The 13,526-nt window shown below is 70.2% G+C and carries 11 protein-coding genes; 5 read left to right on the top strand and 6 right to left on the bottom strand.

The window, feature by feature from the left end; all coding sequences use genetic code 11:
• Nucleotides 1–310 precede the first annotated feature (310 nt).
• The 4 genes from RIN75_RS39650 (at nucleotide 311) to RIN75_RS39635 (ending at nucleotide 4,488) form a co-directional block, all read left to right on the top strand.
• Nucleotides 311–952: a sigma-70 family RNA polymerase sigma factor gene (locus RIN75_RS39650; protein ID WP_309117257.1), complete on the top strand. Its 642-nt coding sequence runs from the start codon at nucleotides 311–313 to the stop codon at nucleotides 950–952.
• A gap of 18 nt (nucleotides 953–970) precedes the next feature.
• Complete coding sequence (locus RIN75_RS39645) at nucleotides 971–1,492, top strand: hypothetical protein (RefSeq protein ID WP_309117256.1); 522 nt, start codon at nucleotides 971–973, stop codon at nucleotides 1,490–1,492.
• Between the two features lie 150 nt (nucleotides 1,493–1,642).
• Nucleotides 1,643–2,443, top strand: coding sequence for an SAM-dependent methyltransferase (locus RIN75_RS39640; RefSeq protein WP_309117255.1), 801 nt, complete (start codon nucleotides 1,643–1,645; stop codon nucleotides 2,441–2,443).
• A gap of 116 nt (nucleotides 2,444–2,559) precedes the next feature.
• A complete protein-coding gene (locus RIN75_RS39635) occupies nucleotides 2,560–4,488 on the top strand; it encodes a diguanylate cyclase domain-containing protein (RefSeq protein WP_309117254.1) in 1,929 nt (642 codons plus the stop codon).
• Here RIN75_RS39635 and RIN75_RS39630 read toward each other — a convergent pair.
• From RIN75_RS39630 to RIN75_RS39610, 5 genes are all read right to left on the bottom strand, one after another.
• The gene (locus tag RIN75_RS39630; RefSeq protein WP_309117253.1) at nucleotides 4,448–5,194 is read right to left on the bottom strand and encodes a class I SAM-dependent methyltransferase; all 747 of its coding nucleotides are present in this window, start codon (nucleotides 5,192–5,194) and stop codon (nucleotides 4,448–4,450) included. The two genes, RIN75_RS39635 and RIN75_RS39630, sit on opposite strands and share 41 nt — an antisense overlap.
• 118 nt (nucleotides 5,195–5,312) lie before the next feature.
• Nucleotides 5,313–5,882: an ATP/GTP-binding protein gene (locus RIN75_RS39625; RefSeq protein WP_309117252.1), complete on the bottom strand. Its 570-nt coding sequence runs from the start codon at nucleotides 5,880–5,882 to the stop codon at nucleotides 5,313–5,315.
• Between the two features lie 33 nt (nucleotides 5,883–5,915).
• Nucleotides 5,916–6,338 (bottom strand): roadblock/LC7 domain-containing protein, encoded by a 423-nt coding sequence (locus tag RIN75_RS39620; protein WP_121227397.1) that lies wholly within the window; start codon nucleotides 6,336–6,338, stop codon nucleotides 5,916–5,918.
• Complete coding sequence (locus RIN75_RS39615) at nucleotides 6,335–9,418, bottom strand: nitrate- and nitrite sensing domain-containing protein (RefSeq protein ID WP_309117251.1); 3,084 nt, start codon at nucleotides 9,416–9,418, stop codon at nucleotides 6,335–6,337. The genes RIN75_RS39620 and RIN75_RS39615 overlap by 4 nt, the downstream gene beginning before the upstream one ends.
• A gap of 264 nt (nucleotides 9,419–9,682) precedes the next feature.
• The gene (locus tag RIN75_RS39610; RefSeq protein ID WP_309117250.1) at nucleotides 9,683–10,705 is read right to left on the bottom strand and encodes an ABC transporter substrate-binding protein; all 1,023 of its coding nucleotides are present in this window, start codon (nucleotides 10,703–10,705) and stop codon (nucleotides 9,683–9,685) included.
• A 144-nt stretch (nucleotides 10,706–10,849) separates the two neighbouring features.
• Between RIN75_RS39610 and RIN75_RS39605 the strand changes: the two genes are divergently transcribed.
• The gene (locus RIN75_RS39605; protein ID WP_309117249.1) at nucleotides 10,850–12,094 is read left to right on the top strand and encodes a 4-hydroxybenzoate 3-monooxygenase; all 1,245 of its coding nucleotides are present in this window, start codon (nucleotides 10,850–10,852) and stop codon (nucleotides 12,092–12,094) included.
• 531 nt (nucleotides 12,095–12,625) lie between these two features.
• Here RIN75_RS39605 and RIN75_RS39600 read toward each other — a convergent pair.
• Entirely contained in the window at nucleotides 12,626–13,525 is a 900-nt protein-coding gene (locus RIN75_RS39600; protein WP_309117248.1) for an ABC transporter ATP-binding protein, read from the bottom strand.
• Between the last annotated feature and the right edge of the window lies 1 nt (nucleotide 13,526).

Genomic DNA, 13,526 nt, shown 5'->3' with positions numbered 1-13,526 from the left:
TCCGGCGATGCCACCGGGTCCGGTGACACCACCCCCCGGATCATGCCTTCGACTGGGGGCGTCAGTCATGCCGGACCCGGCGACCACAGCTCCTTGATCAGGAACTACGAAAAAGGTAACGGGGGGCGTGGGCCGCGGGGTGGGGGGCGGCGGGCGCGGGGCAGGGGCGGGCGAGAGGTTCGGGGTGAGGGGTGGATGCTGGGGTGGGGGTGGGGCCATCTGGGCGGGATTGGGTGGGAGGTATCTGGGGTGGGGCTGGGGGCTCCGTAGTGTGTGGAAGCTACGAGAATGGTCGAGCCCGGGAGGGGACGTGACCCCTGCATCCCCGATCGCCGCGTTGGTGGACGCGGCGGCCGAGGGCGATCAGCGCGCGTGGAACGAGATCGTCGAGCGGTACACGCCGTTGGTGTTGTCGGTGATCTACAAGCACCGGTTGCGGCCGGCGGACGCTGCCGACGTCAACCAGACGCTCTGGCTGCGCCTGGTCGAGCAGATCGGCCGGTTGCGCGACCCGGACGCCCTGCCCGGCTGGATCTCCACGACGACCCGCAACGAGTGCCTGCGGATGTTGCGCATGCAGCAGCGCACGCAGCCCTTCGACCCCCTGGCCGACGAGGAGCAGGCGGGCTCGGTGGACGTCGTCGCGGACCTCGACGACGAGATCGACACCGCCCAGCGGTTCCAGGCCCTGCGGGACGGGTTCCGGTTGTTGTCCGAGCAGTGCCGGGAACTGCTGGCCAAGCTCATGACGGACCCGCCGCCGACCTACGCGAAGGTGAGCGAGCAGCTCGCCATGCCGGTCGGCAGCATCGGCCCGACCCGCATCCGGTGCCTGGACAAGTTGCGCAAGACGCCGGCCGTCGTTCGATTCCTGGAAACGGGAACCGAGACCGGGACGGGGACGGTCGCGAACGCCAAGAACGGAGTGGGACTGGTCGGGGGAAGCACCTGAGGGTGGGAGTGGCGGGGCTTGGCGGACAAGGACAACGACGAGGACAACGACGAGGACGAGGAGGTGGGTGCGGTGGTGACGGGGTCGGAGTTCGGGTGGGAGAGTGACGAGGTCCTGCTGGCGGAGCTCCGTGCCGCTCTCGCCGAAGCGCGGGACGTGCCGCCGGAGTTCGCCGAAGCAGCGCGTGCGGCGTTCACGTGGCGCACGGTCGACGCCGAGCTGATGCTGTTGACCAGCTACGACTCGATCCTCGACGGCCAGCTCGCCGAACGCGCCCGAGCCGCCGCCACCGCGCGGCAACTGGTGTTCGACGCCGAAGGGATCTCGGTCCAGGTCGAGGTCACCGAGGCCGGGATCGCGGGACAGGTCCTGCCCGCCCGCGCCGGACGGGTCGAGTTGCTCACCGCGTCCGGACCGGTGGAGGAGACCGAGTTGGACGAGTTGGGCTGCTTCCTGCTCGGACCACCGCCGCCGGGACCCGTGCGGTTCCGCATCGATGCCGGTGGGAACGCCGTGGTGACCGATTGGGTCTGCGTCTAGCCCCGTCGCGGGACGTGTTCCCGCGACGGGGCAAACACAACCCAGTGACCGCGTACGGGTGAAAACCAAGCCCCGGGCGGTTCGTTCGCGTGGGGTTGGTCGCTAAAGTGGCTCGGTCTTCGATCTCCTCACGGGTGAAAGAGGTGCGCGGTGGTCGACCGGGTGAGTTGGGCGCCGGAGGGGGTCGACGTCGAGCTTCCCAGCTCGGCCCGCATCTACGACTACCTGCTGGGCGGCGGGCACAACTTCGCCGCCGACCGGGACACCGCCGAAGCGCTCATCCGGGTGCTGCCGGTGCGCGACATGGCCCGGCTCAACCGCTCCTACCTGCGCCGCGCCGCCCTCGCCCTGGTCGACGCGGGCATCACGCAGTTCCTCGACCTCGGCTCGGGCATCCCCACCGTCGGCAACGTCCACGAGGTCGCCCAGGAGGCCAACCCGGACTGCCGGGTCGTCTACGTCGACATCGAACCGGTCGCCATCAAGCACTCCGAACTGCTCCTGGCCGACAACCCGCGCGCCACCGCGATCCTGGCCGACCTGCGCGAACCCGAAGCGGTCGTGGCCAAGGCGAAGTCCCTGCTCGACTTCGACGCGCCCGTCGGCCTGCTCGCGGTGGGCGTCATGCAGTTCATCCCCGACGAAGACGACCCGTGGGGCGTCCTCGCCCGCTACCGCGACGCCCTCGCGCCGGGCAGCTACCTCGCCCTGTCGCACTTCACCCCCGACCGGATGCCGCAGGCGATGGCGGCGGGCGCGGACATCTTCCAGCAGACCGCCGAGCCCATCACGCCGCGCACCCGCGAGCAGGTCCTGGCGATGATGGACGGCTTCGACGTGGTCGAGCCGGGCCTGGTGTTCACGCCGGAGTGGCGGCCGGAATCACCCGAGGACGTGCCGGACGACCCGGGTCGCGCCAACCTGTACGCGGTAGTCGGCCGCAAGCCTTGACTCGGCGCGGTCGGGGTACGCAAGATTTGCCGACCTGATCTTCGCCACCGCCGCCGGGCGACCCCACCATGACCGGACACGCACCACGCGAGAGCGCCGCGGGAGAGCCTCCCGGGGTGGCGCCGACGCGCGCCCAGGTCGTGGCGCGGTGGACGCAGGTCCTGGTGGACAGCGCCTACGCCCCGCTGTCGCGCGCGAAGATCCAGGCGAACCTGGCCCGCCGGCTCGACGTCCTTACCGGGCCCGACGCGACGACGAAGGGCGACGAGGTCGGCGAGTGGCTGGTCGACGCCCGCTTCACCGGCCTGAACAGCCTGCGCAGCACGGTCGAGGTGCTCGGCGGCGCCCTGCCCGCGCTGACCGGCGCGTCACCGGAGCACGTCGCGAGCGTGCTGGCCGCGGTCGCCGCCGGTTACGCGAACGCGGTGCGCCGGCAGATCTTCACCGAGCAGGAGAAGGTGCGGACGTCCCTGCTGCTCTCGCTGGAACAGGCGCAACACGCCCTCCACGACAGCGAGGCGCGGTTCCGGCAGGTGTTCGCCTCCTCCGCGGTGGGCATCGCGATCTTCGACCGGGACGGCGCGGTGGTCGAGGTCAACCCCGCACTGGTGCGGATGCTGCGCCAGGTCCCCGACGCCGCCGAACAACCCGCGGGCGCGTCCGGCGCGGACGCGGAGAACGTGTTCGAACCCGGTGACCTGGCGGCGTTGCGGGCGGCGTGGTCGGCGGGCGACGAGGTCCGGTTCGAGCAGCAGTTCGCCGGTCCGGGCGGCGATCCGATGTGGACGAACGTGGCCCTGTCGACCGTGCACGACTCCGACGGCCGGCCGCGGTACCGGGTCGCGGTGATCGAGGACGTCACCGAACAACGCGTGCTCCGCGAATACCTGCGCCACCAAGCCCTGCACGACGTGCTCACCGGCCTGCCCAACCGCCAGAGCTTCCTGCCCAAACTGGAGGAGGTCCTGGGCAAGCCCGGCTCGATCACGTTGTGCTACCTCGACGTGGACAGCGTCGCGATCGTCAACGACGGCATCGGCTACGAGGCGGGCGACGAACTGCTCAAGGTCGTCGCCGGTCGGCTGTCGGCCGTGGTCGTGGGCGAGAAGGCGACCGTGGCGCGGATCGGCGGCGACGAATTCGTCATCCTGATCGAGGATTCCCCTGACACACCAAGCATTTCCGCGCTCGCGGCGGCGATCGACGAGGCGCTGGCCGAGCCGGTGCACCTGTCCGGTCACGGGGTCGCGGTCTCGGCGGGCATGGGGTTCGTGCGGACGGCCGCGCGCGGCGTGGACGCGATGGCGTTGCTGCGCCAGGCGCACAGCACGTTGCGGCGCGCGGAGAGCGGCGGCAAGGGCCAGTGGGGCATCTACGACGCCGGTGAGGACGCACGCGACCGCAAGCGCCTTTCGCTGCTCGCAACTATGCCAGGTGCCTTGGAATTCGGTGAGATCGCGATCGACTACCGCCCGGTCCTCCGGCCGTCCGGCGAACGCCTCGCGTACGCGGCCCGGTTGCGCTGGGACGAGGCCGAGTTCGGCGTGGTGGGGCACGAGGACTGCCTGGAGTTCGCGGACGAACTCGGGTTGAGCGGCCACCTCGGCACGTGGCTGCTGGAGGAGGCGTGCGCGTTCGCCGCCGTCGAGGAGACGCCGGTGGTCGTGCGGCTGTCCGCCGACCAGTCCCGCGACCCGGACCTGGCCGCCGTCGTGCGCACCGCTCTCGACCGTTCTTCCCTTGCGCCGCAACGGTTGTGGCTGAGCCTGGACGCCCACGCGCCGGTCGGCGGACCGGACGTCGTGGAGGACAACCTGACCACGTTGGCGGACATGGGCGTCCGCCGCCTGCTGCACGGTTTCTCGTGCAGCCTGCCCGAGCTCGCCCTGGTGGAGCGGCACGTCCTGCACGGCGTGGAACTCGCGGAGCCGCCGGACGAGCCGCTCGCGCGCGGGGCGCTGGCGGCGGTGGTGCCGATGCTGCGGGCGACCGGCGCACTGGTGATCAGTGATCAGCCGGGCGCGGACGCGGCGTTGCGACCGTGATGATCTCCTTGCTGGCCGGAGCGTACGGAGAGCGGTCCCAGAACCCGTAGCGCCGCTCGACCTCGAACCCGTTCCCGGCCAACAATTGATCAATCTTCTCGACGGACGCGAACCGCATGGTGGCCTGGTCGACCTGCGGCTCGGACCAACGCGGCCCCTCGTAGGTCTCGGTGAGGTGCACCAGGTCCCCGTCCTCCCACACGATGTCGTGCACCACGCGGAAGTCCGTGCCGTCGGGGGCGGTGTAGGTGGAGGCGTTGCGCGGAACCCAGTTGCGCCAGGGCATCGGTTCCGGGTTCAGCGACTCGAACGCGAGCCGGCCGGTGGGCCGCAACGCCTGACGGGCGGCGCTCAGCACCGCCGAGGCCTGCTCGTCCGTGGTGAAGATCTGGAACACGTGGCCGGTCATGAAGACCAGGTCGAATTCCCGGTCGAACGACACCGTCGACAGGTCGCCCTGGATCCAGTCCACGTCGTCGCGGGTGCGGGCCTGGGCGAGCATCCCGGTGGCCGGGTCGAGCCCGACCAGCCTGCCCCGATGGCCCCGGTCGCGCGCGGTCTTCAGCAGCAGACCGGTGCCGCAGCCGACGTCCAGCACGGACTCGGCCGCCATGACCAGGTCGAGGTAGAAGTCGTCGCTGGGCCCCCAGACGTTGATCGTGTCGTAGAGGGAGGCGAGGTCCACGTCTTCGTAGGAATCGGGCATGGCCGGGAGTGTGGCGCACCGGAACCCGCCCGGTCGCGCCAATATCCCCGTATTCCGAGCCGCAAAGGGAAGACCCCGCCGTGAGCGGCGAGGTCTTCCCGAAAGCGATGCGCGGAGATCAGGCGAAGGTCGGCTGGCGCATGGCGTGCTGCACCAGGGTGATCAGGGTCTGCTTGGTCGACTGCCGGTTGCGGGCGTCGCAGGGCACGATCGGGATCGACGGGTCGATCGTGAGCGCTTCCCGGATGTCCTCGATGCGGTGGTGCAGGAGGCCGTCGAAGCAGTTCACCCCCACCACGTACGGCAGTTCGCGGTCCTCGAAGAAGTCGATCGAGGCGAACGCGTCGGACAGGCGCCGGGTGTCCACCAGGACCACCGCGCCGATCGCGCCCCGCACCAGGTCGTCCCACATGAACCAGAACCGGTGCTGCCCGGGCGTGCCGAACAGGTACAGGATCAGGTCGCTGTCCAGGGACACGCGGCCGAAGTCCATGGCCACCGTGGTGGTCATCTTGTTCGGCGTGTTCGTCAGGTCGTCCACGCCGACGCTCGCCTCGGTCATCACCGCTTCGGTGGTGAGCGGGACGATCTCCGACACCGAACCGACGAACGTCGTCTTCCCGACGCCGAACCCGCCGGCGACCACGATCTTGGTCGACGTGACCGACAGGCTTCGTCCGCCGCTCATGTTGCTTCCACTTTCCCTAGGACCGAAGGAGGACTAACCACGCATGGCGACGTGCAGCTGGGACCGGATCTCCGGGGTGAGCTGGACGCCCACCCGCTCCACGAGCCGGGTCATCGCGTAGCCGATGAGCCCGATGTCGCAGTTCGGCGCGGCCAGCACGGCCAGGCACGAGCCGTCGGAGATCGACATCAGGAACAGGTAGCCCCGCTCCATCTCGACGACCGTCTGCTTGACGTCACCGGCCTCGAAGCAGCGCGCCGCGCCGAGGTTGAGGCTGACCAGGCCGGAGGCGACGGCGGCCAGCTGCTCGGCCCGGTCCAGCGGCAGGCGCTCGGAGGACGCGAGCAGCAGGCCGTCCGCGGAGACCACGATCGCGTGGGCCACGCCCGCGACGCGGTTCACGAAGTCGTCGACCAGCCAACTGAAGTTGTCCAGTTCTTCGGCTGCGGTGGTCACTTCTGCTCCTTGTTGTCTGCGTTGTCGAACGACAAGCCCTCCCAGGGCAGGCCGTTGTCGTCAGCGGACTCGCGGCCCATCTGGACACCGCGCTGGTAGGTGGCGAACCGCTGGCGCAGGCGGTCTGCGGACCGGCGCGGCGGTGCGGTGGCGACGGCGGTCGCGGTGCCGGCGGGTGCGGCGCCGTTGCCGTTGGTGGTGTGCGCCGGGGCGCCGGCCCGCGGCGGGGGTGCGCTGAGCGAGCCGGGCATGAGGCGCGCCTTGGGGGTGCGCTTGGGCAGGCCGGCGCTGGTGGTGTCCTCCACGGCCGACTTCAGCACGTTGCTCGCGACCGACCAGCCGTCGTCCGCGGGACCCCAGCCGGAGGTCGGGGTGGACGCGGGCACCGGTGACGGTGCGGGCGCGCGCTTGGGCAGGCCGGCCGCGGTGGGCTGCGGGCTGACCCGCTCCACCTTCTCCGGCTTGTCGTCGCCGACCAGTTCCGCCCGGTCGGCGAACATGGTGCGCTCGGCGGGCGACTCGTCCGAGCCGACCAGGTCGACGCGGTCGGCGAACATGGTCTTCTCGGCCTCGGTCTCCGGCGGCAGCTCACCGCGCACGTGCGCCTCCGACGCCTCGGTGCCCTGGAACCAGCGGGACAGCACGTCCTCGTAGATCGGCAGCCGCTGGGTGGAGGCGTCGTCCTCCTCCTCGACCGCGGGCGGCAGCGACTTCGGCGGGCTCGACACGCCCGGGTAGCTGTAGTCGGGCGCGCCCGGCTTGGGCGGCAGGGTCTCGGTGACCGTGGCGGTGAACAGGTCCGTCGCGGGCGACTGCTCCACCTGGAAGAAGTTGTTGTCGTCCGCGGGCGTGGCCACCGGCTGCGGGAACGGCGCGGGCGTCACCTCGGTGGGCGGCGCGTACCGGTCGCCCGCGATCCGGTCGGGGCCGAACTGGTCGGGCGTCCACTTCGGCACGCCGGCCAGCACGCCGACACCGCTGTCCTCGACGGACGGGTCGGCCTGGCGCGGCGGCACGGCGGGGCGCGGCGCGGCCGGTTCGGGGCCGCGGTGCAGCAGCGACACCGGCAGGACGACCTGCGCGGTGACACCACCCTCTATGTCGTCGTTGTTGCTCAGCGTCACCCGGATCTCGTGCCGCTTGGCGAGCTGGCCGACCACGTACAGACCCATCTCGCGGGCCACCGACACGTCGACCTCGGGCGGGTCGGCGAGCTTGGTGTTGGCCTCGACGATGTCCTGCTCCTGCATGCCGACGCCGCGGTCGTGGATGCGGATGGACACCTCGCCGCGCCGGGTCTCGATGGCCCGCACGGTGACCTTGGTCGAGGGCTTGGAGAACGCGGTCGCGTTGTCCAGCAGCTCGGCGATGAGGTGCGCGAGGTCGTTGACCACGCGGCCCTGCACCTTGAGCTCCGGCGCGGGCGCGATCTGGATGCGGGCGTACTTCTCGACCTCGGACACGGCCGCGCCGAGCACCTCGGAGATCGGGACCGGCCGGGTGACGCGGCGGTTGACCGTGGTGCCGGAGAGCACCAGCAGGTTCTCGCTGTTGCGGCGCATCTGGGTGGCCAGGTGGTCAAGTTCGAACAGCGAGGCGAGCTGGTCGGGGTCCTGCTCGTCCTGCTCCAGCCGGTCGATGACGGTGATCTGGCGTTCCACCAGCGCCTGCGAGCGGCGGGACAGGTTGATGAACATGTCGTTGACGTTCGCGCGCAGCGCCACCTGCTCGACCGCGAGGCGGATGGCTTCGCGCTGGACCGCGTCGAACGCCCGCGCGACCTGGCCGACCTCCTCGGTGGTGTGGATCGGCACCGGCACCAGGGCTTCCTCGGCGGCGCGCTCCGGGTCGCGGTGCGAGCGGATGCGCTTGATCGCCTCGGGCAGCCGGTTGCGGGCCACGTCCATGGCGGAGCGGCGCAGCATGCGCAGCGGCGTCAGCATCGAGCGGGCGACGAAGGCCATGAGGGCGAACGCGACCAGCAGGGCCACGGCGACCAGGGCGGCGTCGCGCCAGGCGGCACCGCGGGCTTCCTCGGTCAGCCGCACGGCCTCCGCGTCGGCCTGCTGCTCGATGTTGAGCGCGACCGTCCGGATGAGACCGGCGGTCTCCTCGCCGACGCGCATGACCTCGGCGTCCGAGATGGACACCTCGCCGGACTCGTCCTGCTGCACCAGGGCGAGCTGCACGAGCCGGTTGCGGGCGTCCACGGCGGCGCCGGACACGACGTCGGAGAACCGCTGCCGGTTCTCCTGGCTCGCGGTGACCGCGAAGTCGGTGAGCGCGGCGTCCAACCGGGACTGGGCGGCGCGCAGGGCGTTGACCTGGCCGGGCGCGAACTCGCCGCGCTTGGCCGTGGACAGCAGGATCGCGTTCTGCTGGAACAGCTGTTCCTTGGCGCTGTAGAGCGCCTGGTTCGCGCCGGCCAGCGGCGTGATCGTCTCGTTGCTCAGGCTGCTCGCGGTCGCGCGGTGGACCTGGGCGAGCGCGCTGAGGATCTGGGTGTAGGCGCTGGCCACCGAGATGTCGGGGTAGCGGGTGGTCAGCGTGGTGTTGCGCAGCGAGGGCAGGCCGTCCAGCGACTGGAGGGACCTGTCGAACGCCTCCCGCACGCTGTCCTCGACGCCCGTGGTGGACCGCGCGACCTCGCGGTACTTGCTCACCTCGGCGTCCACCTTGGCCGACCGCGTGACCAGCTCGGCGCTGTTGTCGGCCCGGCCGCCAGCGACGAACCACACCGCGGCGTCGCGTTCGAGCTGCAGCGCGTCGGCGACCGCGGCGGCCTGGGCGGACAGCTCGAGTTCGCGCTCGACCTTGCCGAACAGCTCGACGTCGTCGAGCTGGGTGTTGAGCCGCAGGCCCGCGAGGGCGAGCGTGCTCAGCGCGGGCACCAGGAGCACCACGGCGAGCTTGCTGCGCAGCCTCCAGTTGCGCAGGCGCCACCGGGAGATGCCCCGGTCGGCGGACGGCGCGGTGCCTGTGCTCGGACCCGAGTCGGGCGGGCCGGCTGCCGCGACGCCCTCGTCGAGTTGGATCCGCTCCGGTTCTCTCCCGGAGGCGTGGTCGTCGTGACCGCGCACCGTCAGCACACTCCCCAGCCCCCCAGCCAGTTGACAACACATCCCTACAAACCCGGTGGATCTTGGTGGAAAACCGCCGGGAGTCATACCGCCGTTCGGACGAGGAACGCGGTATTTTGCAAATCAACCATTGTCCCGCAGACCCATGCGAGACGGACTAAACGAACGCTAACCCCGGTTCACGGTTTTTTCACCGCACAGACCCGGCCGGGAAACACCGGGAGGGGGAGCCGTTCGCGCGGTGCCGCTCCCCCTCCCGGCGGATCAACTACCCGAGCCCGATGTGACCAACATCGGCTTGACGTCGAAGTCGTTCTCCAACAAGCCGTAGGTCCTCATCAGGGTGGCGACCCGCTGCAGGCGCGTGGCGTCCAGCGTGGTCGGGAACTCGCCGAAGTGGACCAGGCTCGCGGTCTCCTTGTCGACCTTGGCGTACTCCACCAGCAGCGGCTCGACGGTCGGCCGGTCGGCCGCGTCGCGCTGGCCCTTCGCCATCGCGCGCTGGAACGCGGCGACGGTGTTGGGGTTCTCCTTGGCGAACTTGCCCGTGGTGCCGTAGCCCGCGACCGGGATGTTGTCGGTCGGGCCGGACGCGGCGTCCAGGACGGTGATCGCGCCGATCGTGCGCTGGGCCTTGCTGATGAACGGCTCGACCATGAACGCGGCGTCCACGGTCTTGTTCTGGAGCGCGGCCTCCATGTCCGGGAAGGGGAACTCCTTGAAGGTCACCGTCTTGGGGTCGACGTCGTTGGCCTCCAGGGTCGCCTTCGCGGTCAGCTCGGCGATGTTCTTGAAGGTGTTGATCGCGATGGTCTTGCCCGCGAGGTCCTTCGGCGACTTGATGGTCGAGTCCGGCCCGGTGAGGATCAGGAACATCTCGGGCTTGGCCTGGTAGCCGTCGTTGATCAGCTTCAGGCCGTCGACCGCCTTGGCCGCGTCCTTGCTCTGCGCGGTGAAGAACGAGACCCAGTTGCCGAAGGTGATGTCGAGGTCACCCTTGATCAGCGCCGGGATGGCCGCGGCGCCACCCTGCACGTTGACCGGCTCGACCTCGAGACCCTCTTCCTTGAAGTAACCCTTCTTGATCGCGACGTGGACCGACGCGACGTCGAGGATCGGGAGCAGACCAAGCTTGATCTTGGTCTTTTCGACCTTGCCCGGTGCGGCGTCGGCGGGTTTCTCCTCGGAACCGCCGAGCAGACCACAGCCGGAGACCACCGCGAGCATCGCAAGCGCGGACAGACCGGCGATGATCCTTCGTGCCGAGAGGCCGACTCTTCGAGTCATGGGGGGCATCTCCTGTTGGAGTGGCGACATTGCGGGGGCAGGATGCACGGGCGACCGTGGCCCTGGAAGAACCACTCAAAGTGACTTTGATGGTTCGACAAGACCCCAGTCGACCGACACTCGAAGGCTGATCCACTACCTTCGGTGAGCATCTTTGCACAGGCTGTCCAGAGGTTGGAGTGCTCGGTGAGTGAGCTTGATCGGGAATGGGCCGGACAGAGCAACCTCCGTCCGGTGGGAATCGTGGGCGCCGGGCCGGCCGGCCTGACCTTGGCCAACCTGCTCCGCCAAGGTGGAATCCCTTGCGTGGTACTGGAAAAAGGCACCCGCGAGTACATCGAGACCCGGCCGCGCGCGGGCGTCATCGAGCACCGCGCGGTCCGGATGCTGGCCGAGCACGGGTTGGCCGACCGGTTGCTCCGAGAGGCGGATCGGCACGGGGCGTGCGAGTTCCGGGTCAACGGGCAGGCCCACGAGGTGGACTACTCGTCGCTCTACGACGGGCAGACCCACTACGTGTACCCGCAGCAGGAGGTCGTGCGGGACCTGGTGGGGGCGTTCACCGACAGCGGTGGGGACGTCCGGTTCTCCGTGACCGACGTGGAGCTGCACGACATCGAGACGTCCTCGCCGTACCTGACCTGGACCTCCGAGTCGGGCGTGCGGGAACGCCTGGACTGCTCGTTCATCGCCGGCGCCGACGGCTTCCACGGCGTGACCCGGCGCAGCATCCCCGAGGGCGCGGTGCAGGAGTTCTCGCACCAGCACGGCATCGAGTGGCTGTCGATCCTCGCGGAGGCGCCGCCGTCGACGCACAAGGTGATTTACGCCCTGCACCCCGACGGTTTCGCCGGGCACATGCTGCGCAGTTCCACCGTTTCGCGGTACTACCTCCAGGTTCCCGTGGACGACACGGTGGACAACTGGCCGGACGAGCGCGTGTGGGCGGAGTTGCACAAGCGGTTGGCGTTGCGCGACTCGGACTGGAAGTTGACGGAAGGTCGCATTATCGAGAAGCGCATCCTGGACATGCGCAGCTACGTGGTCGAACCGATGAACCACGGCAACCTCTACCTGCTGGGCGATGCCGCGCACATCATCACGCCCGTGGGGGCCAAGGGGATGAACCTCGCCCTCCACGACGCCGAGGTCCTGGCCACTGCACTGATGGAGTACACCCGAACGGGGGATGACGCGGGCCTCCGCTCGTACTCCGAGGTGTGCCTGCGCCGGGTGTGGCGCGCCCAGGAGTTCTCCCAGTGGATGGTCTTCATGATCCACCGCTCGCCGGAGCCGTTCCTGAGCCGGTTGGGCCAGGCGAGGCTGGAACACCTCATCGCGTCCGGCTCGTCGGCGGGCTATTTCGCCCAAAACTACGTCGGCCCGTGATCCGCGGACTTCGACCGCTCACGACGATCCGCAATTTTGTCGTACCCCGGCGGGAGAATTACCCCCGGGGGCGCGACAACCGGAATGTCGTACCCCTGTGGGACAATGGAAATCGGGGGCCAGCGGCCGGCTCCCGACCCGCTCTGAGGAATGACGGGCGACCCCCGCCCCACCCGGCACCGCCGCCGGCCACATCGATTCGCCCGTCCCAATTCCCTTGCCAGACAATGCAATTGGCCGCCGCACCGGCACCCTGGCCGCGACACCTCGCCGAAACCACACCGGCCACCAACGCCCAACCACAGCCGCCCGCCAGTCCCGCCGGCAGCGCCCAGCCACACCGCCGCACCCAGCCGCGCCCGCCACGCCAGCGTCGCCCACCGCGCCCGCAACGGCCCCACCCAGCCGCCCCACAACGACGAACGGGCGACCCCCGACCGGCCCGGCACCAGTGCCGCCCGCCCGGAGATCGCCCGTCGCGAACCCGTCCCACGAACCCGTCCACGAACCCGTCCGCGAACCAACGAAGCCCTACGAAGTCGCCGCCCGGTCCTCGGCATCCACCCGCGAAGCCTCGGCCCGCGACGCCTCGGCGCGCTCGGCCTCCGCCCACTTGGCGGCCTGCTCCTCGTCCGCCGCCCGCCGGGCCCGGACCGCCTCCGACGCCTTCCCCACGTTCAGCAGCCGCGCCACCTCCGCCCGCAGCGCCACGAACGCCTCGGACTCCCGCGTCGTGATCTGGTCGCGCACCGCCGGCAGGTCCACCCGCAGGTCCGCCACCACCGACGCCGGCGACGACGACAGCACCAGGATCCGGTCCCCCAGGTACACGCTCTCGTCTATGTCGTGCGTCACCACCAGCACGGTCGTGTCGTGCTCGGCCTTCACCTTCAGCAGCAGGTCCTCCAGCTCGAACCGGGTCTGCGCGTCCACCGACGCGAACGGCTCGTCCATCAGCAGCAACGCCGGCCGGTACGCCAGCGCCCGCGCGATGGCCACGCGCTGCTGCATGCCACCCGACAACTGCCACGGGTACTTCCGCGAAGCACCGGACAACCCGACCCACTCCAACGCCTCCGCCGCCCGCGCCCGGCGCTCGGCCCGGCCCAGCGACCGCTTCAGCGGGAACTCCACGTTCTTCTGCACCGACAGCCACGGGAACAGCGAGCGGCTGTAGTCCTGGAAGACCACCGCCAGGTCGTCGGGCACGCCGTGGACCGCGTCGCCGTGCAGGCTGATCTCGCCGCGGGTCGGCCGGATCAGGCCGGAGATCGTGCGCAGCAGCGTGGACTTGCCGCAGCCGGACGGGCCGACCACGCACACCAGTTCGCCGGCGCCGACGGTGAACGTCAGGTCGTCGATGGCGGTGTGGGCGCCGTCCTTCGCCTGGTAGGTGTGGCCGAGTTCGGCCACGGAGAGCATCGCGGTCATG

Origin of the sequence: Saccharothrix sp. (assembly GCF_031180885.1) — a bacterium.
Classification (GTDB): Bacteria; Actinomycetota; Actinomycetes; order Mycobacteriales; family Pseudonocardiaceae; genus Actinosynnema.
Note: the sequence above shows the minus strand (reverse complement) of the source record. Positions and strands in the feature narration are given on the sequence as shown.